This is a genomic window from Bradyrhizobium sp. 930_D9_N1_4 (genome assembly GCF_052076015.1).
Taxonomy (GTDB): domain Bacteria; phylum Pseudomonadota; class Alphaproteobacteria; order Rhizobiales; family Xanthobacteraceae; genus Bradyrhizobium.
The window spans coordinates 5,911,205-5,936,614 of sequence record NZ_CP197236.1 but is presented as its reverse complement, the minus strand read 5'-3'; the positions used below and the strand labels follow the sequence as shown (position 1 = coordinate 5,936,614).

Here is a 25,410-nt window from a genome sequence, read left to right as displayed (position 1 = left end):
ATCCACCCTACGAAGCGATCCACCTAGCCAGCTCGCGCCACGGCTCGATCGTCCAACTCCCGGACGCTGCACCCGACGGCGAGGGCAGCACAAAAATCTCCGGCCAGCTTTCTTCGCGCGGCTGTCTCCCCAACGCAATCGCAGCTGACGGCCTGCCATAAAACAAGCTCGCCGCCTTCTTGCTCGTGAACGCAATCGTCCGCGGCCGATACGTCTCGATCTTCGCCCTGAACCCCGGCACGTCGATCGTCTCAGCCGCGATTTGGTGATCCATCCCCACGCCCGACTTGGAGAGATCGGTGAAGCCGATCCCGAGTTCGATCAGCGCGGCGAACTCACCTGGCTGATACCGCCGCGGCGTGATCCCGGCCTCATGGATCGCGCGCCAGAAGCGGTTGCCGGGATGGGCGTAGTAGTGCCCGAGTTCGGCCGAGCGCGTGCTGGCGGCGGTGCCGACGAAGACGAGGCGGAGGTTGGGGCGGAGCTGGTCGGGGAGGTGATGACGGGCGGGTTCAAGCACGTGCAATCATCCACGACTGCATGGCCGAAGCGATGCAAGTAGCGAAGACTCCGGATGCCGCTTCGCTTCGTCGGGCCACGATCGCCTCTCAGAAAGTTAGTGCTAAACGCTACCAGCTAAACGTTTCTTGGCCAAATCTGCAACCTGCTGCACCGCTTTGTCGTAATGCTCCGGTGAGACGCACTTACCCAAAACTGACGCCAACGTGAGACCCATCAGGATTTGAACCTCTGCGTTGTTCCCGCCAATCTGGTACACTCGCTCCACGATCTGCTTGCCGGCAGGAACACACAGGGTCTCAAATATCTCGTTCACACACTGATGTACTTTCCGCTGCCGGAATTTTGAGAGTAGCTCCTCAAGACGGGGTATGCCCTCCTGCACGACTGAGAAAACTTTCAACTGATCCAATTGCGCAATGGCAGGCGACCCCTCGTCCTTCAACAATCCAAGCTTTGCAAGTTCGGCCCATAGGATGTGGTTGGAGCTGCCAACGATTGTCGACATGGCTGAGGTCCGGTTCTCAACTGCAGCAATGAGCACGGACATATCCGCATCACTCATTTGCAGCATCAAATCCAGGAGACTCTGCAACAACAGATCGGTTTTCATTCCTGTTCCCCTAGGGATCGGATCACAATCACGCATACATGTCCGTGTGGCGCATATTGAAAAAGACCGGGCGCTCGCCCGGTCTTTTGCCGTTCACGGATGCCGGGTCGAGCCCGAGTGGCGAGGAGGCCCCTCACAACACCCGATTACTCTCCTTCACCTTCTCCGCATCCAGATACACGCTGTTCCCCATCTCCTTGAACTTCGCGCTCATCTGCTTCATGCCGTCTTCGGCGGTGCCGCTGATCGACATTCCGATCGAGTTCGGATCATTCAGCGTCGCCGCATAATCCCGCACGTCCTGCGTGATCTTCATCGAGCAGAATTTTGGGCCGCACATCGAGCAGAAATGCGCGACCTTGTGGGCTTCCTTCGGCAGGGTTTCGTCGTGGAAGTTCTTGGCGGTGTCGGGGTCGAGGCCGAGGTTGAACTGGTCGCTCCAGCGGAAGTCGAAACGGGCGCGTGACAGCGCGTCGTCGCGGAGCTGGGCGGCCGGGTGGCCCTTGGCGAGATCGGAGGCGTGGGCCGCGATCTTGTAGGTGATGACGCCGACCTTGACGTCGTTGCGGTCGGGCAGGCCGAGATGCTCCTTCGGCGTGACGTAGCAGAGCATGGCGCAGCCGAACCAGCCGATCATGGCGGCACCGATGCCTGAGGTGATGTGATCATAGCCCGGCGCGATGTCGGTGGTCAGGGGCCCGAGCGTGTAGAACGGCGCTTCGCCGCACTCCTTGAGCTGCTTGTCCATGTTGATCTTGATCTTGTGCATCGGCACGTGGCCGGGGCCTTCGATCATGACCTGGCAGCCCTTGTCCCACGCGATCTTCGTCAATTCGCCGAGCGTCTCCAGCTCCGCGAACTGCGCGCGGTCGTTGGCATCCGCGATTGAACCCGGACGCAGGCCGTCGCCGAGCGAGAACGAGACATCATACTTGCGCATGAGGTCGCAGATCTCGTCGAAATGGGTGTAGAGGAAACTCTCCTTGTGATGCGCCAGGCACCACTTCGCCATGATCGAGCCGCCGCGCGAGACGATGCCGGTGACGCGGCTCGCGGTGAGGTGGATGTATTGCAGGCGCACGCCGGCGTGGATCGTAAAGTAGTCGACGCCCTGCTCGCACTGCTCGATCAGCGTGTCCTTGTAGAGCTCCCAGGTCAGCTGCACCGGGTCGCCGTTGCACTTCTCCAGCGCCTGATAGATCGGAACGGTGCCGATCGGCACCGGCGCGTTGCGCAGGATCCATTCGCGGGTGGTGTGGATGTTGCGGCCCGTCGAGAGGTCCATCACGGTGTCGGCGCCCCAGCGGATCGCCCACACCATCTTCTCGACCTCTTCCTCGACCGACGAGGTCACCGCCGAGTTGCCGATATTGGCGTTGATCTTGGTGAGGAAGTTGCGGCCGATGATCATCGGCTCGAGTTCACTGTGGTTGATGTTGCAGGGGATGATGGCGCGGCCGCGCGCGATCTCGCTGCGGACGAACTCCGGCGTGATGAAGGCGGGCACCGAAGCGCCGAAGCTCTCGCCGTCGGCAAGCGCCGCCTCGGCGCGATCGAGCTGCTGCTTGCGGCCGAGGTTTTCGCGGGCGGCGACGTAGATCATCTCCTTGGTGATGATGCCGGCGCGGGCGAATTCGAGCTGCGTGATCTTGTGGCCGTCGAGGCCGCGCAGCGGCTGGTGATAAGCGCTGAACGCACGCGCGGCCTTGTCGGTGGAGACGCTGCCATTGTCCTCCGGCTTGATCTGGCGGCCCTGATATTCCTCGACGCCGCCGCGCTCCAGCACCCACGTCTTGCGGTCGCGGGCGAGACCGGCATTGACGTCGATGGTGACGGAGGAGTCCGTGTAGGGGCCCGAGGTGTCGTACACCGGCAGGTTCGGCTCGCCGGCGCCCTCGGAGAGGATGATCTCGCGCAGGGGCACGCGGATGTCGGGCGCGGCGTCCGGGGTCGCGAAGATTTTCCGCGAGGACGGGAGAGGGCCGGTGGTGACGGCGGGAACGGTCTTGTCGGGATTGGAGCGGATGTTCATGGGATCCTCCTTAATTCGTTAGTTTCGCTGCACGAGCGATTACAGCTGTCATCCCCGCGAAAGCGGGGATCCAGTATTCGAGAGACCGTAGTGAGGTACGGAGAAGCCGCGGCGTACTGGATCGCCCGGTCGAGCCGGGCGATGACAGCGGAGTACGTAGAGAGAGTAGGGCACATCACGCAGCCTCCACCGTCAGGCCGAGCCATTGCCGCACCCGCGCATCGGGGTCGGCGTTCTGGGTGACGTCGGACACCACGGCGATCGAATCCGCGCCGGCGGCAAAGATCTCCGCGGCGTGTTCGAACTTGATGCCGCCGATCGCGACCAGCGGGATGGAGCCGATGCGCTTCTTCCATGTCGTGATCTTGGGAATGCCCTGCGGCTCGAAGCGCATCGACTTCAGCGTGGTGAAGAAAATCGGGCCGAGCGCGATGTAATCCGGCTTGGCGGCGAGCGCGGTTTCGAGCTCCGCCTCGTCATGGGTGGAGACGCCGAGCGAGAGGCCAGCCTCGCGGATGGCCTTGAGGTCCGCGTCGGCGAGATCCTCCTGGCCGAGATGCAGATGCGTGGCGCCGGCGACGATCGCCGCGCGCCAATAGTCGTTCACGACAAGCCTCGCCTGCGTGCCGTTGGTGATGGCGAGCGCGTCGGTGACGATTTGCAGCGCCTGCGAATCGTCGAGGTCCTTTGTGCGCAGCTGGATCGTGCCGACGCCGAGCTTTGTCAGGCGTTCGACCCATTTGAGGCTGTCGACGACGGGATAGAAACGATCAGGATACGGCATGCCAGAACGGGGTCCCAACGACAGGGGTTGAAGGGGAGGCGAAGTCGCGGGCGTTCATCAGCCCGGCTTCGTAAGCGGTACGGCCGGCGTCACAGCCGAGGCGGAAGGCGTTGGCCATCGCGACGGGATCGGCGGCCTTGGCGATGGCCGTGTTGAGCAGCACGGCGTCGTAGCCGAGCTCGAGCGCTTCGGCCGCATGCGAGGGCGCGCCGATGCCGGCGTCGACCACCAGCGTGATGTCGGGCAGCCGCTCGCGCATCAGCTTGAGCGCGTCGCGGTTGGTGATGCCCCTGGCGCTGCCGATCGGGGCGGCCCACGGCATCACCACCTTGCAGCCGGCATCGACCAGGCGGTTCGCAACCGAAAGATCCTCGGTGCAATAGGGAAACACCTCGAAGCCGTCCTTGATCAGGATGCCTGCGGCTTCGACCAGTCCGACCACGTCGGGCTGGAGCGTGTCGTTGTCGGCGATGACTTCCAGCTTGATCCAGGATGTGCCGAACAGCTCGCGCGCGAGCTTGGCGGTGGTCACGGCTTCGCGCACGCTGCGGCAGCCGGCGGTGTTCGGCAGCACGGTCACGTCGAGCTCGCGGATCAGCTTCCAGAACGCATCGCCCGACTTGCCGCCGGCGGCTTCGCGGCGCAGCGACACCGTGACGATGTTCGAGCCTGAGGCGCGGATCGCCGCCTGCATGATCGCAGGCGAGGGATAGAGCGCGCTGCCGATCAGCAGGCGCGAGGCGAAGGTCTTGCCGTAGAAGGTCACCATGGCGAAGGTGTCTCCTCATTTGACGGTGTCATCCCCGCGAAAGCGGGGATCCAGTACGCCGCGGCAGAGCGGCTAGAACCGTGAAGCTGCGGCGTACTGGATCGCCCGGTCAAGCCGGGCGATGACAGCGGAATGTTCGGCGAGAGCGTCATCACCTCACCCTCCCTGCCGCGGCGTGATGATCTCGATTTCGTCGCCGGCCTTTAAGCTGGTCTCGGCCCAGCGGCTCTTCGGCACCACGTCGTAGTTCAGCGCGATGGCGAAATGGGTGCCCTCGTAGTCGAGCTCGCCCAGCAGCGCATCGACGCTTGCCGAGTTCACCTCGCGCTGCTCGCCGTTCACGATCACGCGCATTGCATCACCTCATTGTCGATCTGACCGCGCGCGACATAAGAGAGCGTCAGCTCGGCGAGCGCCGGCGCGATCAGGAAGCCGTGGCGGTAGAGCCCGTTGACGCTGATCTGGCCGCCGCGAATGCCGATGCGCGGCAGGTTGTCGGGAAAGGCCGGGCGCAGGCCCGAGCCGAATTCGACGATACGGGCTTCGCCGAACGCCGGGTGCACGGCATAGGCCGCACCCAGCAGCTCCAGCGCGGAGCGGACGCTGACGCCGGTGTCCTCGGCCTCGATCGAGGTCGCGCCCAGCATGAACAGATTGTCCTCGCGAGGAATGACATAGAGCGGCCAGCGCGGATGGATCAGCCGCACCGGGCGCGACAGCTGCACCTCGCCGGTTTCGATCAGGATCATCTCGCCCTTGACGCCGCGCAGTTCAGTCTGCTCGTCGCGCGCGGACAGGCCGCGGCAGTCGATGACGATGCCTGCAGGATTCAGGCTTGCGAGTTCGGCAGCGGAAACGTCGCTGTCGAACTTGATGGTGCCGCCGGCAGCCTTGATGCGCTCGTGCAGTTTCGGCAGCACGCGGCGCGGCTCGACATGGCCCTCGGTCGGGAAGAACAGCGCATCGCGGAAACGGCCCTCCAGCGACGGTTCGAGCGCGGCGAGACCGGCCGCATCGAGTCTGCGGTGGCCTTCGGTCATCCGGGCAAAGCGCTCGAAATCGTTGCGCTCGCGCGGATGGGCGACGACGAGCGAGCCGTTGAAGGGGGTGTCGGGCAGCTCGCGCCGCCAGATGTCGAGGGAGCGCTGGCCGAGCCGGGAGATGATGGGTTCGGCGACCTCCGCCTCGCACCAGGGCGCGAGCATGCCGCCGGCCCAATGGCTGGTGGCGTCGGTCATGGCGGCGTCACCGCGCTCGTGGAGGGTCACGGCATGGCCGGCCTGCGCGAACAACAGCGCCTGCCAGGCTCCGGCAATGCCTGCGCCGATGATGGATACCGAAGAATCCGGTCGCTTGGTCGTCTGCAACATCCCTGTCCCTTCGCCGGCATGACCCGGATCAGGTTCAAAGGGTCACCGCGGTCCTGGGCAGGCTTGCTGAAGTGCAGGCTTGCCCATTTAGCGGTATCTCAGCTCCTCCTCGGAGCACCCCTCGGAACGTCTCTAATGTAGGACAGTGGGACGGGGTGGTCAACGCGTTTGGCTGGAACTGTGCCCCGGACGCAGCGCATCACGCAGTGGTGCGCTGCTGAGCCGGGGCCCATTATGCGGAATGCTGGGTCCCGGCTCTGCGCAGCAGCGTTGCACGCTGCAGCGCGTCCGGGACACGGAAGGCTACTTCGGCGCCTGCGCCCGCGCATTGCGGACGCGCTGGGCGAGCTTCCTGTGCGGCGGTGGGCCGAACATCGGCTGCGGGTTGCCGTTCGGCTCCAGCCAGAGCTGGGAGCTGGTCTCATTGGCTTGCTGCATCATCGCCTGCTGGTCCTGACGCTGCCGCTTGGCGACGTAGTAATAGCCGCCTGCGAAATAGCGCACGGCGCGGGTGTGGTCGCCATTGGCGGCGTGATAGGCGCCGGCCAGGTACTTCACCGCATAAGTGAGATTGGTGTTGGGATCGCGCAGGCCGGCGGCATCGCCGGTGTAGCCAACCCCGCGGGCGGTCGCGAGCTTGATCTGCATCAGGCCGATGGTGCCGCCATGGCCAATGAGGCCGGGTTGATAGCGGCTCTCGCGCATGATCACGCGATGCACCAGCGCCTCCGGCACGCCGTTGGCGCGCGCATGCATCGCGACCATCTCAGCATATTCGGCCTCGCCCGCGAATGCGGCCTGCGACGACAACAGTCCGGCCGCGAGCAGCGCGGCAACGCGTAAAATTTTCATCAGATACCCTAGAAGTCCCTGAGTGATCTGCGCCCGGTTGCCGTTAGGCCTCCCGAACGCGGCGATGATGTGACCAAACGCCGCCGTTAACGTTTTCGCGGTGCCGAGCCGCCATTACGACTCAATGCTGGCGCAGGAGTTCCCTCAGGCCGACAACTCGCGACAGCAAGCCTGTCTATTCGCGCAAGCCTGCGAAAGCGAGTATGTAGCGGCCAGCGAATCGGGAGAGGTGCCATGACAAAAATAACCATGGTCGAAGCCCATATCGGCGACATCCCCAGACAAAATCCGTGCGCACAATGCGGCACGCTGATCGCGCAGCCCGACTGGACCGAGCCCGGTGAGGGACGCATCTCCTATCTCTGGACCTGCCACGCCTGCAATTATCGCTTCGAGGCGGTGGCGATCTTCGACGAGCCCGTGGCGTATCCGCGGCTCGCGGCCTGAGGCGCTGTCTTAAGAGGGCATGATCTTTTCGGAAAACCGCTGCACACTTTGCGCTAACGCGGCCCTTCGGGTCCGGATCATGCCCTACGCAGCCAGCCGCGGCTGTTGCCACATCGGCAATTGCATCCGCACGATCAGACCGTGCGGCTGACGGTCGTGCAGCGACAGCTCGCCGCCATGGGCGAGTGCGATCGCGTGCGCGATCGAGAGGCCGAGCCCGAAGCCGGTGGAATCGTCCATGGTGCGCGCGTCGTCGCCGCGCACGAACGGCTCCAGCATCTCCTGCTTGCGCGCATCCGAAATACCCGGGCCGTCATCCTCGACATCGATGACGAGCCTGGTGCCGGATACATCGAGGCGGATGGTCACCTCGGCGCCGAAGCGCACCGCGTTCTCGACGAGATTGGTGACGCCGCGATGCAGATCGTCGGGACGCGCGGCGGCGGTTGCGGACGTCGGGCCGTCATAATGCACGACATGGCCCATGTCGCCGAACTGGTCGGCGATGAGCTGGAGCGTGCTGGCGATATCGACCAGCGTCACCGCCTCGATCTTGCGGTCGTTGCGCAGGAGCGACAGCACCGATTCCAGCATCGAGCGCATCTGGTCGAGATCGATCAGCATGCGCTTGCGGTTGCCTTCGTCCTCGATGAACTCGGCGCGCAGCCGCAGCCGCGTGATCGGCGTGCGTAGATCGTGGCTGATCGCCGCCAGCATCTTGGTGCGGTCCGACATCAGCCGCGCGATCCGCTCGTGCATGCGGTTGAGCGCGCGCGCAACCGAGCGGATCTCTTCCGGGCCGCGTTCGGGCAGCGGCTCGCCGGCAACGTCGAGGCTGAAATTCTCCGCGGCCCTGGCGAAGGACGACAGCGGCGCGGCCAGCGCGTAGGCCGCCCACAGGCCGAGCATGGTGACGCTGATCAGCGCGAACAGCAGCGTGATCATCCAGGGGCCGCCCCAGAACCGCGGTTCGCGCGAGTTCTGATCGACACGGCCCGCGATCATGGTGCCGTCCGGGAGCTCGACCGCGATCCGGTGCGTGCCAAAATCCGGTGTCAGCGCAAGGACCTTGTACTGATGGCCGAGGTGCCGGCGCACGTTGCGCAGATGCGGGGCCTCGCTGTCCGCGGCGGAGGCGGTCCCCGGCGCGAGCAGCTCGATGCCGGCCTTCGGAAATGCCCGCGTGATATCGGCGAGGATGCGCGGCCGCTCGCTCGCGTCGGCACTGTTGAGCAGGAGGGCCGCGTCCGCGAGCTGATGCGCGCTGTCGGACGGCGGCTCGGCACGGTCCGGCCGGCTGATCAGGAAGCTGACGGTGAGGATCAGATGCAGCGCGACGATCGACGCCACAACCAGCGCGGCGATCTGCCCGCCAATGCTCTTGAGGTGGAAGAAACGGAACGGCGTCATGACGGCCGCCCCGCTAATTGCTCAGGGGCGCCGCGACCGCTTCGTTCCTCACTGCCTCGATCCCAGCCGCTTCAGTTCTGGGCGTGAACAGATAGCCGCCGGAGCGCACCGTCTTGATGATGGTCGGATCGGCCGGGTTGGGCTCGATCTTGCGGCGGATGCGGCTGACCAGCACGTCGATGGAGCGCTCGAACGAGCCGGTGTTACGGCCTTGCGTGAGGTCGAGCAGGCTGTCGCGCGACAGCACGCGGCCGGGCCGCTCGCAGAACGTCCTGAGCAGATCGAACTCGGCACTGGTAACCGCGACACGCGCGCCTTCCGGATTGCGCAGCTCGCGCAGGCGCAGATCGATGCGCCAGCCTTCGAAGGCGAGCGTGCTCGCACCCTCGATCGAGCTCGCCGCTTGAGCTGCGGCCTGGCGGCGCAGCACCGCGTTGATGCGTGCGAGCAGCTCGCGCGGGTTGAACGGCTTCGGCAGATAGTCGTCAGCGCCCATTTCAAGGCCGACAATGCGGTCGACGTCCTCGCCGCGCGCGGTCAGCATGATGATCGGCGTCTGAGCCTCGGCGCGCACCTTGCGGCAGAGGCTCAAACCGTCCTCGCCGGGCAGCATGACGTCGAGGATGATGAGGTCGACACGGTGATCGGCCATGGCGCGCGACATTTCGCGGCCATCGCTCACGGCGGTGACGTTGCAGGCGTTGTTGCGCAGGTACTTCGCAATCAACGTCCGGGTTTCGCGGTCGTCTTCGACGACCAGGATGTTGGGATTGGGAATGGCCATGCGCTTTGTTTGTCCAAGATTCGGGCCAAATGGCGAAGATTTTTGTTTCAGTTTGTTTCTGGTCGGTGATCCGTAACGCCCTGCAACGACCGGGTCGCGAAACGGCAAGGTCTCGTTAAGACCGTTAACCATACCGTAGCGAAGTCACACAAGAAACCCCGCAAAAACCCCGGAGCCATCATGACCTCGATTTCGGCGGCCTCCGCCGGTACCTACCAGTCGCCGTTGCAAAAGTTGCAGCAGGAATTGCAATCGGAAGTTTCGGCCGGCACGATCTCGTCGTCGGACCAGTCCGCGCTGTCGACGGCGCTGACCGACATCGACACGGCCTTGCAGTCGAGCCGGTCCAGCGATCAGTCGAGCGGCACCAAGCCGTCCAAGGACGAGATGCAGTCGAAGATCGACGACCTCATCTCCAACGAGGTGTCGAACGGGACGCTGACGTCCGACCAGGCCGACGAGTTGAAGAACGTGTTCCAGTCCGCCTTCGCCAACGGTCCCGGCGGGGCTGGTGGACCCGGTGGCGCAGGCGGTCCGCCGCCCGGACCGCCGCCGGATGACAGCACCTCCGATTCGTCGTCGACAGACTCGACCAGCAGCACGTCGAGCAGTTCGACGACGGCCGAAATCCTCAAGCAATTTCTCGAGGCGCTCCAGCAGTCGCAATCGTCGTCGTCATCCTACGGCGCCAGCGGCAGCTCATCGAGCAGCTCGGATTTCTCCGCGCTTCTGATCGACTTCAAGAGCTGACCTGAGCGACGCGGGTCGGCGCGTTCCTCGCCGCGATCATGCTTCACCCAGGGCGCATGATCGTCGGCGGGGAACTGTGCATTTCGAACGTTCCGTATTTCCGATGTTCCTGAGTGACGCAGGAACCGTCATCGCAACGCAGCACCATCATTACGCAACGAAATTGCCGCAGCTTAGGAACTGCGTGTGCTCAGCGCTGTTCTCTCCGCACAAGTTTTCTGCTGAAGGAGAGGACAACAATGTTGATGAAATCGATCGCCGCCGGTCTTGCCGGCACCGCACTTCTTGCGACCGTTGCGTTCGCGCAGTCGCCGACCGTCACCACCGACAAGGCCGCACCCGCAGCCATCGCCACCACGACGACCACGACAGCGTCGGGCCAGTGGCGGACCTCCAAGATGGACGGCATCAAGGTCTATAACGATGCCAACGAGAACATCGGCTCGATCAGCGACCTGCTGATGGACAAGACCGGTACCGTCAAGATCGCCGTGATCGGCGTCGGCGGTTTCCTCGGCATGGGCGAGCATCTGGTCGCCGTGCCCTATGAGAAGCTGAAGTTCGTCAACGAGGCCGTCGCCTCGACCACGACGACCCGGCCGGCAACGACGACGACCACCGGCGCTGCGACCGGCACCGAGCGAACCGCGACGACGACGGCACCGGCCGCTTCGACCACGTCGTCCACGTCGAAATGGTATCCGGACCACGCCGTGTTCAACGCGAGCAAGGACGAGCTGAAGAACATGCCCGAGTTCAAGTACGCGGAGTAATGGGCTTCTAGCCACCTAAACGAAGCGCGCCCGGTTTTCCCCGGGCGCGCTGTCGTGTTATCGCGTCATTGCGAGGAGCGAAGCGACGAAGCAATCCCGACTGTTTCCAAGGATGCATTTCTGGATTGCTTCGCTTCGCTCGCAATGACGGCGGATGGGTTCTGCCTTACTTCACCAGCGGGCAGCCGCCCTTGTCGAGCGGACGGAAGGCTTCGTCGCCGGGTACGGTGGCGATCAGCTTGTAGAGGTCCCATTCGCCCTTGGATTCCTCGGGCTTCTTCACTTCGAACAGATACATGTCGTGGACCATCCGGCCGTCGATGCGGATCTTGCCGTTTCTGGCGAAGAAGTCGTTGACCGGCGTCTTGCGCATCTGCTCCATCACCTTCGGTGCCTCGTCGGTCTTGATGGCTTCGATCGCCTTGAGATAATGCATGGTCGCCGAATAGAGCCCGGCCTGGATCATGGTCGGCATATGGCCGACCTTCTCGTTGAAGCGTTTCGAAAAGGCGCGCGTCTCCTCGTTCATGTCCCAGTAGAACGCGTCGGTGACGATCAGGCCCTGCGTGGCCTTGATGCCGAGCGAATGCGTGTCGGTGATCTCCTGCAGCAGCGCGATCATCTTCTGGCCGCCTTGCACCAGTCCGAATTCGGCCGCCTGCTTCAGCGCGTTGGTGGTATCGCCGCCGGCATTGGCAAGGGCGACCACCTTGGCCTTGGACGCCTGGGCCTGGAGCAGGAAGGACGAGAAGTCCGAGGAGTTGAGGGGATGGCGGACCTCGCCGACCACCTTGCCGCCGCTCTCCTTGACCACGTTGGCGGCGTCGCGCTGCAGCGCCATGCCGAAGGCGTAGTCGGCGGTGACGAAGAACCATGTGTCTTCGCCGCGCTTCACCATCGCCTTGCCGGCGACGTTGGAGAGCGCGTAGGTGTCGTAGGTCCAGTGCACGGTATTGGGCGAACAGGCGATGCCGGTGATGTCGGAAGAGCCGCCGCCGGAATTGATGTTGATCTTGTTCTTCTCGCGCGTCAGCGCCGAGATCGGCAGCGCCACCGAGGAGGTCGGCACGTCGAAGATCGCGTCGACCTTGTCGTTGTCGTACCAGTTGCGGGCGATGTTGACGCCGACGTCAGGCTTGTTCTGGTGATCGGCAGCGACGACTGCGACGGGCTTGCCCGCAACCTTGGCGCCGTAATCGGCGACCGCCATCTCGACGGCGGCGAGCGAGCCCTTGCCGGTCGCGTCCGCATAGAGGCTCGACATGTCCGTGAGCACGCCGATCTTGACGATGTCGTCCGAGATCTGCGCCTGCGCCGCTCCTGACGTGGCGGCGAGGGCAAGGCCGGCCGCGACCGCGGCGATGAGTTTTTGCATGTTGTTTCTCCCTGTGTGTTGTTGTTTGGGCGTTGTTTGCAGGGAGGTTTTAGCGACAATCGGTCGCGGCAGCTAAGCCAAAGATGCGTGAGTGGGTGGAGAAATAAGCAGGGCGCGGCGGTGTTGCTTCGGCTATCCCCGCGTGCGGCAGGGTCACCGCACAGGAAGCGCTTCCCCTGTGGCCATCCTTCGAGACGCCCGCCGGTGGCGGGCCCTCAGGATGAGGACCGAACGTGCGGCCGTCGCTTTTACGAGCGAGCACCGATGCAGCTGAGCCTCATCCTGAGGAGGCCGCGAAGCGGTCGTCTCGAAGGACGAGGCGCGCGCTCAGGTCGTGCATTGCTCTGCCGCAGGCCGAGGGAGGGAGGAGACCCTACATTCCCGACAGCTTCGTCACGGATACGTTCAACGTGCCGCCGGCTTCCGTGACCACGCGCAGCGTCTTGGAGTCGAAGGCGATGTCAGCCAGCGTCAGGCTGTCGATCTTGGCATCGACCTTGAGACCGTCCTCGCTCTTCTGGTAGTCGGCGATCGCGGCGGCGATCTTCTCGCGCGCATTGGCGGCGATCGGCTTCAGGTCGATCGTCGCCTTCTGCACCAAAGCCTGCTGCATCTGCGGCACCACGCTGCGTGCCGCCGCGCCCAGCAAGCCGAACGCGGCCTCGGATTCCACCGCGAGCTGGATGTCGGCGAGCCGCAGCGTCTGCTGCGCCTGGTCGAGCATCGGCCGGCCCCAGATGTGCACGGTCGCCTCCGCGCCGAGACCGAGCCAGCTCTTCTTCTCCTTGGCCCGCACCAGCAGCGAGATCAGGAGGCGATCGCCGGACGGGATCACGTTGACGCTTTTCACGGTGACGTCGACCGGACCGGAGCCGTCCTCGGGATAGGTCTTGCCGACCATCTGCGCGGCAATCAGCTTGTTGATCTCGGTGAACGGCACGTCGATGGGAACGCCGATGTTCACGCCGGTGCCGGTCGGCGGCACGATCGAGATCTTGTCGGGGAACGGGCAGTCCGGCTTGGACGGCGTCGAGGTGACGCGCGTCTCGAGCTCGAGGCCGAGCAGGAGCGTCACGTTCTGCGCGTCGACGCGTGGCTGCGCCGCGATGGCGCGGATCGGCTTCATCTCGAGCCAGAGCGGCGGCAGCGCGGCCGACGAGCCCGAGCCTTGCAGCGGGATCGAGCGGCAGGCCTTGGCCCATTGCAGCTTGGCATTCTCCCGCAGCGACGGATCGTTGCGGATGCGCTCGGAGACGACGTTGATCTGCTCGCCGACATTCTTGTCGATCAGCGGCTTCACCTGCGCCGGCACGTTGACCTTGGCGCCGGCGACGTTGACGTTGGTGTCGCCGAGATTGACCTGGGCGGCGAGATTGGGTTCGAGATGCCAGTTGGCCGCGAGCTTCGGGCGCGAGGTGACGATGACGTTGCCCTTGATCTCGGCGCTGGCGTTCAGATTCTTGATGTTGACCGCGCCGATCCGCTTCGCGGCGTCGCCGCCGAGCACGCTGCCGAGCGCATCGCCGAGCGCGCCGGTGGCCTTGGCCGACAATGAGCCCGTCACGTTCAGCTTGCCGTTGAGCGGCGTCGAGATCGTCAGCACGTCCTTGTCGCCGCTCGCTGCCATCGCGCCGCGCACGGCGGACCAGCCGATGTCGGCGTTCTCCAGGATCTGCGAGACGGGGTTGTCGGCCTTGCCGGCGAAATTGCGCGGCGCGGCCTTCTCGGCCTGCTCGCGGATCGCCGAGATCGCGATCGCGACCGGCGCCACCACGATCGAGTTCTTCGAGACCGGTGGCAGCGGCGGCAATTGCGCGACCGGCGGCGCGGAATTGGTCGCGCGCGGCGACAGAAAGTCCATCGCTTTCAGGCTGACGAAAAACGACGCGGCGAGCACCACCACGGCGATCAGCACAGTTTTGAAATTCAACGTCAGACGCATCACTCCCCCAGGCCGCCCGATGGGGATTTTACAGGGCGGGCGAGGAGGGCGCTAGAGCGCACCGGTGGGGTGGAATTGGGGCGAACAGGTTAACGGCTGCGAAAGAGCGGCGGCATTCAGGCGGTCATCGCGCACCTAGCCGCGTCGGGGGCGGCGGACCGCTCTCACATTGCCGTTAGCACCGCCCCCGCAGAAGAAGCGGTCGCCGCCGTCGGACTCCAGTCCAGAGACGCCCGTCCCGGCGGGCAGGTCGAGCTGTTCGAGCACCTTGCCGGTCTCAGGGTCGATCCGCCGCACGTCGCTCTCTTCGTTTTCCCAAGTGCCGTGCCAGAGCTCGCCGTCCACCCAGGTGACGCCGGTCACGAAGCGCTTGCTTTCGATGGTGCGGAGGACCTTGCCCGTCTCGGGATCGACCTGGTGGATCTTGCGCTCGCGATATTCGCCGACCCAGAGCGAGCCCTCGGCCCAGGCCAGGCCGGAATCGCCACCGCCGCCAGGGGCCGGGATCGTGCCGAGCACCCTGCCGGTGGCGGCGTCGATCTTCTGAATGCGATCCTCGGCGATCTGGAACAGGTGCTTTCCGTCGAACGCGGTTCCGGCATGCGCGGCGACATCGATGGAGCGTGCGATCTTGCCGCTGTCCGGGTCGACCGCATTCAATTTGTCACCGGATGCGAACCAGACATGGGTGCCGTCATAGGTGACGCCGTGCACGGCCTCGACGCCCGCGTAAGGCCCGTATTCCCTGACGATCTCGGCGGCTGAACGTTTCATGTGCCTGGTCCCTGTGATGTGCCCGCAACCTTACGTCTTCAGCAGCGGTCCGGGGAGTAACAAGCCTGTCGGGAATCCCGGGACAGGCGGGGTCATCCAGCGCCGCGCGCGGCCGTGTCCGAACGACTGCACCTTGTTCGACCGCGCCAGCTCTTCGAGGGCCCGCTGCACCGTGCGCGGGCTCGTGCCCAGCGCCAGAGCGAGCGCCGAGCTCGACCACGGCCCGCCGTCCGAAAGGAAGGCGAGCACGGAAGCGTGCTTTTCCTCGACGGGCCGCGCCAGCACGAGGACGTCGCGCGCCTTCCGCGGTGCCAGCACAAAGCCCTGCTTCGTCGCGCTGATATCGGCCAGAGGTTTGAGCTTCGTGCGGAGCCGCCCGATCTCGACGCGCAACCGTGCGCGATGCGATTCATCGGCGTGCTTCGCTCCGAACGCGCCTGATATCAGAGCCTCTCGCGAAACATCCGCAGGCCATGCCTGCGCCAGCAGGCGAGCGAGCGCGAACAGCACCGGCCGCGTCCCGAGCGAGGCGACAACGCCTTGCCTGCGCACGACATGATGAAAACTGTCCACGACGAGCGCCGTCGAGCTTGCCAGTCGTTCGACCTCGCCGAGCAGCAGCGGGTGCTCGCGGCCGCGCGCGATCAGGCGCGCGGCCGGCGTGTCGAGGATGAGGTTCGCGCTGTCGACCTCGGCCGTGAGAGCAGGGATTTTTGCATGGCGAGCCGCCGTGGCCGCGCGGTCGAGCGCTATGCGCGCATCCTTCGTTCTGAGCCGCCTGATGGCGATGCCCGCGACCACAAGCTCACGCATGACTTGCGATGCGGGCGGAAGCGGCGAGGGGCCCAGCTCGGCCAGCGTTCGCTCGGCCTCGTCGAGGCGCCCGACGAGAAGAAGACGGCGCGCCTCGATGTGACCGGCATGCGCGGCATTGGCGTGATCGCCATGCTTCTCGAGCGTCGCCCGCGCGGCCGCGAGCGTTTTCACCGGCCAGCTAAGATCGCGCGAGACCAGCGCGATTTCGGCTTCCGCCACGACGCATCTGGCGCGCGCCATGGCCTCGCGCGGGCCGAACGCGCGGGCGGCGCTGCGCAGCAGCGTCTTCGCCTTCGCGAGATCGCCGAGCTGCGCCATGGCGATGCCGCGCAACGCCAGCGACGGCGCGTCATTGCGCAGTGCAACGCGGTTCAAGGCGCCGAGCGGATCGCCGGCCTCCAATGCGCGCGCTGCGGCCGTGATCAGCGACTCCATTCAAATCCCGCCACACTTGTTACTCCCGCCGCGCAACCGCCTGGTGCCAGAAATCGTTGGCAGGACGTCAGGAAAGAGGTTTGGAGAGCCATCATGACATCAGTTGAAAAAGCAGGAACCAACGCCGCCATGCAGACACCGCCGGTGGTATCGGCGCAGGATTGGGAGGCCGCCCGTCAGCAACTGCTCTTGAAGGAAAAGGCACAAACCCGAGCCCGCGACGCGCTGGCCGCCGAGCGCCGGCGCATGCCGTGGATGGAGGTCACCAAAACCTATGCGTTCGAGGGGCCCGGCGGCAAGGTCAGTCTGACTGATTTGTTCCAGGGCCGGCGTCAGCTGATCGTCTACCGCGCCTTCTTCGAACCCGGCGTGTTCGGCTGGCCCGATCATGCCTGCCGCGGCTGCTCGATGGTGGCCGACCAGGTCGCCCATGTCTCGCATCTGAACGCCCGCGACACCACGCTGATGTTCGCTTCGCGCGCGCCGCAGGCCGACATCGCCAGGCTGAAGAAGCGGATGGGCTGGACCATCCCGTGGATCACGGTCATCGACAGTTTCGACAAGGATTTCGGCGTCGACGAATGGCACGGCACCAACGTGTTCTACCGCGACGACGGCGATCGCATCTTCCGCACCTACTTCGTCAAGAGCCGCGGCGACGAGCAGATGGGAGGGACCTGGAACTACCTCGACATCACGCCGCTCGGCCGGCAGGAGGTCTGGGAGGACTCGCCAAAGGGCTATCCGCAGACGCCGACCTACAAATGGTGGAATTGGCACGACAGCTACGCCGAAGGTGCCGCGCCCGACCAGAAGTGGGTCGAGATCTCGGACGCCGGCGAGAAGGCGTTTCGCGAGGAGGCGGCGGAAGGACGTGACTAGTCCCGGCAGCGCAACGGCTGGCGCGAACCGCGATGGCGGGCCGGCCGCGCGCCACCTCGCCAGATGGCTGGCCTTGGCGGCGACGCCGACCTTCGCGATCATGGCCGTGCTGACGGCCATGATCGGCGGCGGCCCGGCGGACATGCTGTGCGCCGCCGGGCAGGGCTCTCTGCTCGGCGGGATGGTGCCGATGTATTTCCTGATGAGCGCGTTTCATTCCGCGGCTTGGCTGAAGCTGATCGGGGCGTGGCGGCGCGGGAGTGATCGCTGAGACGGGCCGGCATCACCGGGGCGGTGTCGCATCGCGTCCGTCGAAGAACAGGACCATCAAGGTCTCGTCATGGTATCGGCCGCCGTGTTTCAGTGCCTTCACCCCGCGGCCGTATTCGACGAAGCCGGCGGCCGTGTAGAGCCGCAAGGCGGCCAGATTGTCCCTGACGACGACAAGATGTAGCTGCTCGACGCGCTTTGCCGCGTGCGCCACGACCGCGTCGACGAGCAGTCGCCCCGTGCCGCATTTCCGCGCCTGTGGCCGCACATACATGCCCCAGAGGACGCCCTTGTGTGCGGTCTTCGCGCCGTCCTCCCGGCGGAAGCCGGCGGTCCCGACGATCTCGCCCGCGATGAACGCGCCGAACACGTCCGATGCCGCGAGGCGCTCCTCGAACCAGGCGACGGGCTTTTCCTGCTCGCGCTCGAACGTGCTGGTAAACGCTTCGGGATGCGCCGCGAGGGCTTCAAGCCGGACCGGGCGATAGAGAGCAGCGTCCGCGGGGGTGAGCAGTTTGATCGTTGGGGCGGTGGTGTGCACAGCGACTGTCATGGTCGTGGAGGAGACCATGGTGGCGTGGGCGATGCAATCGACCGCTTTCGATCGAGGTCGACTCGCCTTCCGCAGCGCTACTGCCCGCCTGCCGCCTGCAAATAAGCAACGATCCTGCCGGCCTCATCCGCCGAGACGCCGCCATACGGCTGCATCTTGTTGCCGGAGACGATTTCGTCCGGCTTGACCATGAAGCGGGTGAGCTTGTCCGGGTCCCAGACGAAGCCGGCTTCTTTCATCGACGGGGAATAATTGTAGTTCGGCAGCGCGCCGGCCTTGCGGCCGACGATCTGGTTGAGGTTGGGGCCGAGACGGTTGTCGCCTTCCTTCACCGAGTGGCAGGTGCGGCAGGAATTGTTGAAGGCCTGCTGGGCTGCGTCGCCGCTCGCCGGCTGTTGCGCGAGCGAGGAGGGCGCGGAGAGGAGCAGCGTCAATGCTCCCGCGCCCGCGATCGCGCGCAGCCGTGTTCCAAGCGAGTTTTGCATCTGCGCCTCCATCGGGGATCGCGCTGCAGCAAGCACGCGCGCGCAATGTCGAGGGCAAACGAAAGCGGCCCCGGTGGGTTCCGGGGCCGTTTGCGTCACAATGTCCTGTCGCGTTAGCGCGTTGCGCTGCCGAGGTCCGCGCGGCGCTCGGTCTGCGGCAGCACGATCACCTTGGTGCCGACGTTGACGCGGGAATAGAGGTCGCTGACGTCGTCGTTGGTGAGGCGGATGCAGCCGGAGGAGACGCGCTTGCCGATGGTGTCGGGGGCGTTGGTGCCGTGGATGCGGTAGATGGTGCCCCCGAGATACATGGCGCGGGCGCCGAGCGGGTTACCGGGGCCACCGGCCATGTGACGCGGCAGATAAGGCTGGCGGGCGATCATCTCCGGCGGAGGCGTCCAGGCCGGCCACTCGGCCTTGCGGGTCACCGACTGCGTGCCGGACCAGGTGAAGCCGTCGCGGCCGACGCCGATGCCGTAACGCATCGCCTGGCCGTTGCCGAGCACGAGATAGAGATAGGTGTTGGGCGTATCGATGATGATCGTGCCCGGGGCTTCCCGCGTCGCGTAGGAGACAGTCTGGCGGCGGAAGCGGGCCGGCGTCTCGACCGCGTCCTGGTCCTCGGACGGCTCGGTCTGATAGGTCGGCGCCTGGTAGGGCTGATAGGGCTGCATCGGCTGCGGCGCGGTGATCGGCGGCAGCGGCTGGAAGAACGGGAAGAGCTGCACCGGCGCGGCCTTCGCCGTGCCCGCGAAAGCGATTGCGGAAACCGCGACTGCGCCAAAGGCAACGGCACGCGAAAACGTCTTGAAAGTATCCAGATTAAACATTGATCGCCCCTGTTTGCTCGGTGTTTCAAACACCACCGCGGCACCGTTTCGGTGCTCTGTTGCCCAGATCACTAAGGGAAAGAAGTTTCGGGACGTTTGCGTGGAAAACCGAAAACGGTTTCGTCGCGGAAAGGATTGTTTCATGACAGTTTCGTGGCCGCGGCGATCCGTTAACGATCAAAACAGCGGGCCGACACTTCTATGACGTCACACGCCTGAAATATCCGTGGTTGATGGTCCTAAGCCGAGAATCATCAAACTCTCGGGATTTTCCGATGCGGGTATTAATCGCGACTGACGCCTGGCATCCGCAGGTCAACGGTGTGGTGCGCACGCTGACCTCGCTGGCGAACGCGGCCAAGGCGCTCGACGTCGAGATCGACTTCCTGACGCCGGACGGCTTTCCGTCCTGGCCGCTGCCGACCTATCCGGGCCTGCGCATCGCGCTGCCTTCGGGGAATGAGATCGCGCGGCGGATCGAGAAGTGCGCGCCCGAAGCGCTGCACATCGCGACCGAGGGCCCGATCGGCTGGGCTGCGCGCGCCTATTGCCGCCGCAACCGGCTGGCCTTCACCACCTCCTACACGACGCGCTTTCCGGAATACGTCTCGGTGCGGACCGGTATCCCTGTGGGCGTCGGGTATGCCGTGCTGCGCCACTTCCACGACGCCGCCGCGATGACCATGGTGGCGACGCCCTCGCTGCGGCAGGAACTGGCCGAACGCGGCTTCAAGCGGCTCGGCTTCTGGGGACGCGGCGTCAACACCGAGCTGTTCCACCCCGACAGTCCGGCCAAGCTCGATCTGCCGGGCCCGATCTTCATGACGATGGGGCGCGTTGCAGTTGAGAAGAACCTCGAAGCGTTCCTCTCGCTCGACCTGCCCGGCACCAAGGTCGTCGTCGGCGACGGCCCGCAGAAGGCGGCGCTCGAAAAGAAATATCCCGACGTCGTCTTCCTCGGCGAGAAGAAGGGCGCTGATCTCACCGCGCATCTCGCCGCGGCCGACGTGTTCGTCTTCCCGAGCCTGACCGACACCTTTGGCGTGGTGCAGCTCGAGGCGCTCGCCTGCGGCACGCCGGTCGCGGCGTTTCCGGTGACGGGTCCGAAGGACGTCATCGCCGATCATCCGATCGGTGCGATCGATCATGATCTCCGCGCCGCGTGCCTGCGCGCGCTCACCATGTCGCGCGAGACCTGCCGCAACTTCGCGCTGGAGCGTTCCTGGGAAAACAGCGCGCGCCAGTTCGTCGGAAACCTCACTTCACTTCAGCCCAGCCGTGCCTTGCGCGCCTCGCCCGTCATGGCGCGGCGGCCGGTCCGCGGTTGATCGAACCTTTGACCCACAGCGAGAACCTCATCGATGGCTAAGATCATGAACCTTGACGGCACCCAGCAGCTCGACCTCACCCGTGGCTCGGTCGAGCAAGCCTATGACCGCTGGGCGCCCGTTTACGATCTCGTGTTCGGCGGTGTGTTTGCCAAGGGCCGTCAGGCCGCGATCGCAGCCACCAACAAGATCGGTGGCCGCGTGCTCGAGGTCGGCGTCGGCACCGGCATCTCGCTGCCGCTCTACGCGCCGCATCTGCGCATCTTCGGCACCGATATTTCGGACGCGATGCTCGACAAGGCGCGCCAGCGCGTCGCCGAGGGCAATCTGAAGAACGTCGAGGGTCTCGCGGTGATGGATGCCGAGAAGCTCGAATTCCCCGACAATTCCTTCGACGTGGTGATGGCGCAGTATGTCGTCACCGCGGTGCCGAATCCGGAAGTGGCGCTCGACGAATTCGCCCGCGTGCTGCGTCCGGGCGGCGAGCTGATCATCCTCACCCGCGTCAGCGCCGACACCGGCATGCGCCGCTTCATCGAGCAGAAGCTCCAGCCGGTGGTGCGTCCGCTCGGCTTCCGCACCGCCGAGTTCGCCTGGTCGCGCTATGCCAAGTGGCTCTCCGGTGCCAAGGGCATCGAGCTCGCCGAGCGCCGCCTGATTCCGCCGCTCGGCCATTTCTCGCTGGTGCGCTTCCGCAAGGTCGACGTCGCCAAGGCGGCCTGAGCAAGGCGGCGTAACTGCTGCTCCTCATGATGAGGAGGCGCGTAGCGCCGTCTCGAACCATGAAGGCTCGCGCTGCTGCAGCTCGGCCTTCATCCTTCGAGACGCGCGTTCCACGCTCCTCAGGATGAGGGGATAGAGTAACCGTGCGTCATCGCGCCGCTGCACATCGTCACATGACAAAATGATGATGTCATACGGCCTACATCGAATCCCGTTAAATCCAGAACCCGAAAGCATTTTGGGGGAGAGCATGATCAAGAATTATCTCGAGCAGCTGCGGATCCAGCGCTGGGACGACCATCGCTACTATCACCACAGCCGCATCAATCAGAGCCTGCACTTCCTCAGTGCGGCGAGCTTCCTCTTCGCCTATGTCTGGCTGTTCATCGATCCCATGCTTTCCGCGCTGGTCGGCTGGCTGGTCTCGATGACCTCGCGTCAGGCCGGTCACTTCTTCTTCGAGCCGCACACCTACGACCACATCAACCAGGCGACGCACGAGCACAAGGAAGAGATCAAGGTCGGCTACAACCTTCAGCGCAAGGTCGTGTTGATGGCGATCTGGGCACTGTCGCCGCTCGTGCTGGTCGTCGATCCGACGCTGTTCGGCCTGTTCACGCCATGGGCGAGCGCGACCGACTTCATGCGTCAGGTTGCCAAGATCTGGCTCGTGATCGGCGGCGGTGGATTGCTGTTCCGCACCGTGCATCTGTTCTTCATCCGCGACGTCGAAACCGGCCTCGTCTGGATGACCAAGATCCTGACCGACCCCTTCCACGACCTGATGCTCTATCGCAGCGCGCCGCTCGCCTTGATGCGCGGCGAGTTGATGGACCCCGGCCTGCACCTCAACCCCGAGCACACGCTGGGTCTCATCTCCGAGCCCACGCTCGAAGAGCAGCACGCCTGAGCGCGCTGATCTCACACAGCATTCCGATGTCTGACGGTTGCGTCATGCCCGGCCTCGTGCCGGGCATCCACGTCTTGGGGGATACCTTTCAAGTGACTCAAGCCAGCCGCGCGCTCTCTTCACCTCGCCCCGCTTGCGGGGAGAGGTCGGATTTGCGCGTAGCGCAAAGCCGGGTGAGGGGGGCTCTCCGCGGAGGTGCTGCCAGATTGTCGTGCGCCAATGTCCACCGCGCGCGTGGAGAGTCCCCCTCACCCCAACCCTCTCAGCGCGAGCGTAGCTCGTCGCGGCCCCGCAGGCGGGGAGAGGGGGAGGAGGGACCTCTCCCCGGAATGACAATGGCTGCGTGGAGAGAACGGACCTCAGCGCCCCAGGCGCTTGGCCAACATCTCTTTCAGGATCTGCCGCTTGATGTTCTTGTTGGTGAGCACGCCGTCGTGCCACCAGAAGCCGTCGGCTTTCATCTTTTCGGCGGCGCGGACGAAGCGCTCGGCGACCTCGGTGAAATCAGCGTCGGTGTAGTTCAGGCTGAAGATCAGCCGTCCCGTGCCGACCCAGCTCAGCGACAGGCCCTCGGCACGCAGATAATATTGCAGCATCCAGTTGTAGCGGGACGGGGTGGCGTATTTCACCGTCCAGATCGACGAGAAGTTGGCGAACCGCACCGGCAGGTCGGCGTCCGTCATCATCTGGTTGAGCTTTTGCGCACGGCCGTTCCAGGTCGCATCCAGCCCGTCATAGATGGCGCGGAAGTTCGGGCTGGCGAGGCGGCTCAGGAACTCGTCCATTGCCGTCATGACGTAGGGATGCGAGTTGAAGGTGCCACGGGCGAAGCAGATGTCGGCGGGGCGGTCGTCGCGGAAGCGGCGCATCAATTCGCGTTTGCCGCAGACCACGCCGACCGGCAGGCCACCGGCGAGGCTCTTGCCATAGGTCACCATGTCGGCCTTGACGCCGAAATATTCCTGAGCGCCGCCGGCGGCGAGACGGAAGCCGACGAAGACCTCGTCGAAAATCAATACGATGCCGCGCTCGGTGCAGACCTCGCGCAGCTTCTTCAGCCACTCGGTGTAGGCCGCGCGGTCGAAATTGCCGCCGCGGGAGGAGTCGACCAGCGAGGAATCGCCGGGCGCGTTGCCGTTCGGATGCAGGCCTTGCAGCGGATTGACCAGCACGCAGGCGATGTCCTTGCGCGTGCGCAGCACGTGCAGCGTCTTCTCGGACATTTCGGAGAGGGTGTAGGTTTCGTGCGCGGCGATCGGGTTGCCGACGCCGGGCTGAACGTCGCCCCACCAGCCGTGATAGGCGCCGGCGAAACGAACCAGGTGCGTGCGCCTGGTGTGGTAGCGCGCGAGGCGCACGGCCTGCATCACGGCTTCGGTGCCGGACATGTGGAACGAGACTTCGTCGAGGCCCGAGATCTGGCAGAGCCGCTGCACGTTCTCGAGGATGACGGGGTGGTAGGGGCCGAGCACGGGACCGAGCGCATGCGCCCGCTTCTCGGAGCCCTCGATGCACTCCTTGTAGAAATCGTTGCCGAAGATGTTGACGCCGTAGGACCCCGTGAGGTCGTAGGACGTGTTGCCGTCGACATCCGTGACGGTGACGCCGCTGGACGATTCCATGAAGGTCGAGGTGCCCAGATGTTCGCGAACGAGACGCGAGAACTGGAAGGGCACGCGGTAGGTCTCGGTGAAGTGCAGGTCGGAGATCGTCTCCGCCGCTTCCTTCGTCATCGCGCGGCCCTTGGGGTAGCGATCGGCGAAGAGGCTTGCGAGGCGGAAGAAGGCCTCCTTGCGCTGCGTCACCACGTAATCAGGCGCGCCGTCACAGCCGAAATAGGTGTCGCCCTCGAATTCGTAGAACGGGAGCAGCTTTGCTATCCGCCGCGACATCTTGGAATGTCCGGCAAGCGAGCGATGCTTGGCGCGGGAGAGTTCGATCCGCGCTTTCAGCTTCGGGAAGACGGCGGCAGCAGACGCTGCGGCGGCCACGGACATCGAGAGAATCGGGAGTGTCGTTTCCATGACAACAAGCGCTAATACTGTGAGCTGACAGATTCATGACAGTCAAAGCCCTCATCGCCTCTTTCACCCAGCAGGAAGACCTCAACTTCCTGTTGACCAACCGCATCCCCCGCGCGGCGCTGACCCGCTTCATGGGCTGGTTCTCCAAGATCGAGAACCCGCTGGTGCGGGACGGCTCCATCGCGCTGTGGAAGCTGTTCTCCGACCTCGATTTGTCGGAGGCGCGCAAGACCCACTTTAGGAGTCTGCACGACTGCTTCACCCGGGAGCTGAAGCCGGGCCTGCGGCCGTTCGATCAGGACCCCTCGATCGTCGCCAGTCCGTCGGACGGCATCGTCGGCGCCCACGGAAGGATCGCCGACACCGAGCTGTTCCAGGTCAAGGGCGCGCCTTACTCGCTACTCGACCTGCTCGGCGATTCCGCGCTGGTCGATCAGCATCGCAACGGCTCCTTCGTCACGCTGCGGCTGACCTCGAGCATGTATCACCGCTTCCATGCGCCGTTCGACGCGCATATCGAGCGCGTGACGCTGATCCATGGCGACGTCTGGAACGTCAATCCGATCGCGCTGAAGCGGGTCGAGCGTCTGTTCTGCAAGAACGAGCGCGCGGTGATCCGCACGCATCTGTCGACGGGCGAGGCCGTGACGCTGGTGCCGGTGGCCGCGATCCTGGTCGCGAGCATCCGCTTGCACTTCCTCGACATGGTACTGAACGCGCAGACGCGCGGCCCGGTCAATTTCCCCTGCGACGTCAACGTCACCAAGGGCGAGGAGCTCGGCTGGTTCGAGCACGGCTCGACCATCATCATCCTGGCGCCCGGCGATTTCACGTTCTGCGACGGCATTGCCGAAGGCACGCGCATTCGGGCGGGGCAAGCGCTGTTGAGGAGAAAATAGCCTTCAATCTGCCGTGTCGGCGGCCTATATCGTCCGCGGGGACAAAGCGACGACACGGATT

27 protein-coding genes and 1 riboswitch are annotated in these 25,410 nt (G+C 64.8%); of the genes, 9 read left to right on the top strand and 18 right to left on the bottom strand.

What is annotated here, in order from left to right:
* Nucleotides 1-7: 7 nt before the first annotated feature.
* From AB7532_RS28250 to AB7532_RS28215, 8 genes are all read right to left on the bottom strand, one after another.
* The gene (locus AB7532_RS28250; protein ID WP_441237961.1) at nucleotides 8-520 is read right to left on the bottom strand and encodes a mismatch-specific DNA-glycosylase; all 513 of its coding nucleotides are present in this window, start codon (nucleotides 518-520) and stop codon (nucleotides 8-10) included.
* A 102-nt stretch (nucleotides 521-622) separates the two neighbouring features.
* Complete coding sequence (locus AB7532_RS28245; protein ID WP_441237960.1) at nucleotides 623-1,132, bottom strand: hypothetical protein; 510 nt, start codon at nucleotides 1,130-1,132, stop codon at nucleotides 623-625.
* 133 nt (nucleotides 1,133-1,265) lie between these two features.
* The gene (gene thiC, locus AB7532_RS28240) at nucleotides 1,266-3,164 is read right to left on the bottom strand and encodes a phosphomethylpyrimidine synthase ThiC (RefSeq protein ID WP_441237959.1); all 1,899 of its coding nucleotides are present in this window, start codon (nucleotides 3,162-3,164) and stop codon (nucleotides 1,266-1,268) included.
* A 175-nt stretch (nucleotides 3,165-3,339) separates the two neighbouring features.
* Nucleotides 3,340-3,948 carry a thiamine phosphate synthase gene (locus AB7532_RS28235; protein WP_441237958.1) on the bottom strand — a complete coding sequence of 203 codons (609 nt, stop codon included), beginning with the start codon at nucleotides 3,946-3,948 and terminating at the stop codon, nucleotides 3,340-3,342.
* Complete coding sequence (locus AB7532_RS28230; protein WP_441237957.1) at nucleotides 3,935-4,717, bottom strand: thiazole synthase; 783 nt, start codon at nucleotides 4,715-4,717, stop codon at nucleotides 3,935-3,937. The genes AB7532_RS28235 and AB7532_RS28230 overlap by 14 nt, the downstream gene beginning before the upstream one ends.
* 156 nt (nucleotides 4,718-4,873) lie before the next feature.
* Nucleotides 4,874-5,071, bottom strand: a complete 198-nt coding sequence (gene thiS / locus AB7532_RS28225; RefSeq protein ID WP_441237956.1) for a sulfur carrier protein ThiS — start codon at nucleotides 5,069-5,071, stop codon at nucleotides 4,874-4,876.
* Nucleotides 5,062-6,087, bottom strand: a complete 1,026-nt coding sequence (locus AB7532_RS28220) for an FAD-dependent oxidoreductase (RefSeq protein ID WP_441237955.1) — start codon at nucleotides 6,085-6,087, stop codon at nucleotides 5,062-5,064. The genes thiS and AB7532_RS28220 overlap by 10 nt, the downstream gene beginning before the upstream one ends.
* A riboswitch (TPP riboswitch) is annotated at nucleotides 6,075-6,219 on the bottom strand. Its footprint overlaps the gene before it by 13 nt.
* A gap of 171 nt (nucleotides 6,220-6,390) precedes the next feature.
* Entirely contained in the window at nucleotides 6,391-6,939 is a 549-nt protein-coding gene (locus AB7532_RS28215; protein ID WP_441237954.1) for a transglycosylase SLT domain-containing protein, read from the bottom strand.
* Nucleotides 6,940-7,173: 234 nt separating this feature from the next.
* Here AB7532_RS28215 and AB7532_RS28210 point away from each other — a divergent pair, with 234 nt between their 5' ends.
* Entirely contained in the window at nucleotides 7,174-7,386 is a 213-nt protein-coding gene (locus AB7532_RS28210; protein WP_441237953.1) for a hypothetical protein, read from the top strand.
* An 84-nt stretch (nucleotides 7,387-7,470) separates the two neighbouring features.
* Here AB7532_RS28210 and AB7532_RS28205 read toward each other — a convergent pair whose 3' ends face one another.
* Complete coding sequence (locus tag AB7532_RS28205) at nucleotides 7,471-8,796, bottom strand: ATP-binding protein (protein WP_441237952.1); 1,326 nt, start codon at nucleotides 8,794-8,796, stop codon at nucleotides 7,471-7,473.
* Between the two features lie 13 nt (nucleotides 8,797-8,809).
* Nucleotides 8,810-9,580, bottom strand: coding sequence for a response regulator (locus AB7532_RS28200; RefSeq protein WP_441237951.1), 771 nt, complete (start codon nucleotides 9,578-9,580; stop codon nucleotides 8,810-8,812).
* 180 nt (nucleotides 9,581-9,760) lie between these two features.
* Between AB7532_RS28200 and AB7532_RS28195 the strand changes: the two genes are divergently transcribed.
* Together AB7532_RS28195 and AB7532_RS28190 are read left to right on the top strand one after the other, a co-directional pair.
* On the top strand, nucleotides 9,761-10,330 hold the full coding sequence (locus AB7532_RS28195) for a hypothetical protein (protein WP_441237950.1): 570 nt from the start codon (nucleotides 9,761-9,763) through the stop codon (nucleotides 10,328-10,330).
* Nucleotides 10,331-10,569: 239 nt separating this feature from the next.
* A complete protein-coding gene (locus AB7532_RS28190; RefSeq protein WP_441237949.1) occupies nucleotides 10,570-11,103 on the top strand; it encodes a PRC-barrel domain-containing protein in 534 nt (177 codons plus the stop codon).
* Between the two features lie 166 nt (nucleotides 11,104-11,269).
* On the opposite strand, the gene AB7532_RS28185 is transcribed toward AB7532_RS28190, so the two are convergent.
* From AB7532_RS28185 to AB7532_RS28170, 4 genes are all read right to left on the bottom strand, one after another.
* The gene (locus tag AB7532_RS28185; RefSeq protein WP_441237948.1) at nucleotides 11,270-12,478 is read right to left on the bottom strand and encodes an ABC transporter substrate-binding protein; all 1,209 of its coding nucleotides are present in this window, start codon (nucleotides 12,476-12,478) and stop codon (nucleotides 11,270-11,272) included.
* A 373-nt stretch (nucleotides 12,479-12,851) separates the two neighbouring features.
* Nucleotides 12,852-14,420 carry a DUF4403 family protein gene (locus AB7532_RS28180; protein WP_441237947.1) on the bottom strand — a complete coding sequence of 523 codons (1,569 nt, stop codon included), beginning with the start codon at nucleotides 14,418-14,420 and terminating at the stop codon, nucleotides 12,852-12,854.
* Nucleotides 14,421-14,555: 135 nt separating this feature from the next.
* Nucleotides 14,556-15,194 (bottom strand): Vgb family protein, encoded by a 639-nt coding sequence (locus AB7532_RS28175; protein ID WP_441237946.1) that lies wholly within the window; start codon nucleotides 15,192-15,194, stop codon nucleotides 14,556-14,558.
* A 30-nt stretch (nucleotides 15,195-15,224) separates the two neighbouring features.
* On the bottom strand, nucleotides 15,225-16,445 hold the full coding sequence (locus AB7532_RS28170; RefSeq protein WP_441237945.1) for a helix-turn-helix domain-containing protein: 1,221 nt from the start codon (nucleotides 16,443-16,445) through the stop codon (nucleotides 15,225-15,227).
* A gap of 93 nt (nucleotides 16,446-16,538) precedes the next feature.
* On the opposite strand from AB7532_RS28170, the gene AB7532_RS28165 reads away from it, so the two are divergent.
* The gene (locus tag AB7532_RS28165; RefSeq protein ID WP_441237944.1) at nucleotides 16,539-17,327 is read left to right on the top strand and encodes a DUF899 domain-containing protein; all 789 of its coding nucleotides are present in this window, start codon (nucleotides 16,539-16,541) and stop codon (nucleotides 17,325-17,327) included.
* Nucleotides 17,320-17,598, top strand: coding sequence for a hypothetical protein (locus AB7532_RS28160; protein ID WP_441237943.1), 279 nt, complete (start codon nucleotides 17,320-17,322; stop codon nucleotides 17,596-17,598). Before AB7532_RS28165 ends, AB7532_RS28160 begins: the two co-directional genes overlap by 8 nt.
* A 12-nt stretch (nucleotides 17,599-17,610) precedes the next feature.
* Here the strand turns inward: AB7532_RS28160 and AB7532_RS28155 are convergent, their stop codons facing one another.
* The 3 genes from AB7532_RS28155 to AB7532_RS28145 all read right to left on the bottom strand — a co-directional run bounded on the left by AB7532_RS28155 (nucleotide 17,611) and on the right by AB7532_RS28145 (nucleotide 19,465).
* Nucleotides 17,611-18,138, bottom strand: a complete 528-nt coding sequence (locus AB7532_RS28155) for an N-acetyltransferase family protein (RefSeq protein WP_441237942.1) — start codon at nucleotides 18,136-18,138, stop codon at nucleotides 17,611-17,613.
* 89 nt (nucleotides 18,139-18,227) lie between these two features.
* Nucleotides 18,228-18,647 (bottom strand): c-type cytochrome, encoded by a 420-nt coding sequence (locus AB7532_RS28150; RefSeq protein WP_441237941.1) that lies wholly within the window; start codon nucleotides 18,645-18,647, stop codon nucleotides 18,228-18,230.
* A gap of 101 nt (nucleotides 18,648-18,748) precedes the next feature.
* Complete coding sequence (locus AB7532_RS28145) at nucleotides 18,749-19,465, bottom strand: L,D-transpeptidase (protein ID WP_441237940.1); 717 nt, start codon at nucleotides 19,463-19,465, stop codon at nucleotides 18,749-18,751.
* Nucleotides 19,466-19,740: 275 nt separating this feature from the next.
* Between AB7532_RS28145 and AB7532_RS28140 the strand changes: the two genes are divergently transcribed.
* From AB7532_RS28140 to AB7532_RS28130, 3 genes are all read left to right on the top strand, one after another.
* Nucleotides 19,741-20,793 carry a glycosyltransferase family 4 protein gene (locus AB7532_RS28140; protein WP_441237939.1) on the top strand — a complete coding sequence of 351 codons (1,053 nt, stop codon included), beginning with the start codon at nucleotides 19,741-19,743 and terminating at the stop codon, nucleotides 20,791-20,793.
* A 33-nt stretch (nucleotides 20,794-20,826) separates the two neighbouring features.
* Complete coding sequence (locus AB7532_RS28135) at nucleotides 20,827-21,516, top strand: methyltransferase domain-containing protein (RefSeq protein WP_441237938.1); 690 nt, start codon at nucleotides 20,827-20,829, stop codon at nucleotides 21,514-21,516.
* Nucleotides 21,517-21,766: 250 nt separating this feature from the next.
* Complete coding sequence (locus AB7532_RS28130; RefSeq protein WP_441237937.1) at nucleotides 21,767-22,426, top strand: hypothetical protein; 660 nt, start codon at nucleotides 21,767-21,769, stop codon at nucleotides 22,424-22,426.
* Nucleotides 22,427-22,785: 359 nt separating this feature from the next.
* Here the strand turns inward: AB7532_RS28130 and AB7532_RS28125 are convergent, their stop codons facing one another.
* On the bottom strand, nucleotides 22,786-24,450 hold the full coding sequence (locus AB7532_RS28125; protein ID WP_441237936.1) for an aminotransferase class III-fold pyridoxal phosphate-dependent enzyme: 1,665 nt from the start codon (nucleotides 24,448-24,450) through the stop codon (nucleotides 22,786-22,788).
* 35 nt (nucleotides 24,451-24,485) lie between these two features.
* On the opposite strand from AB7532_RS28125, the gene asd reads away from it, so the two are divergent.
* A complete protein-coding gene (asd, locus tag AB7532_RS28120; protein ID WP_441237935.1) occupies nucleotides 24,486-25,349 on the top strand; it encodes an archaetidylserine decarboxylase in 864 nt (287 codons plus the stop codon).
* Nucleotides 25,350-25,410: the final 61 nt, after the last annotated feature.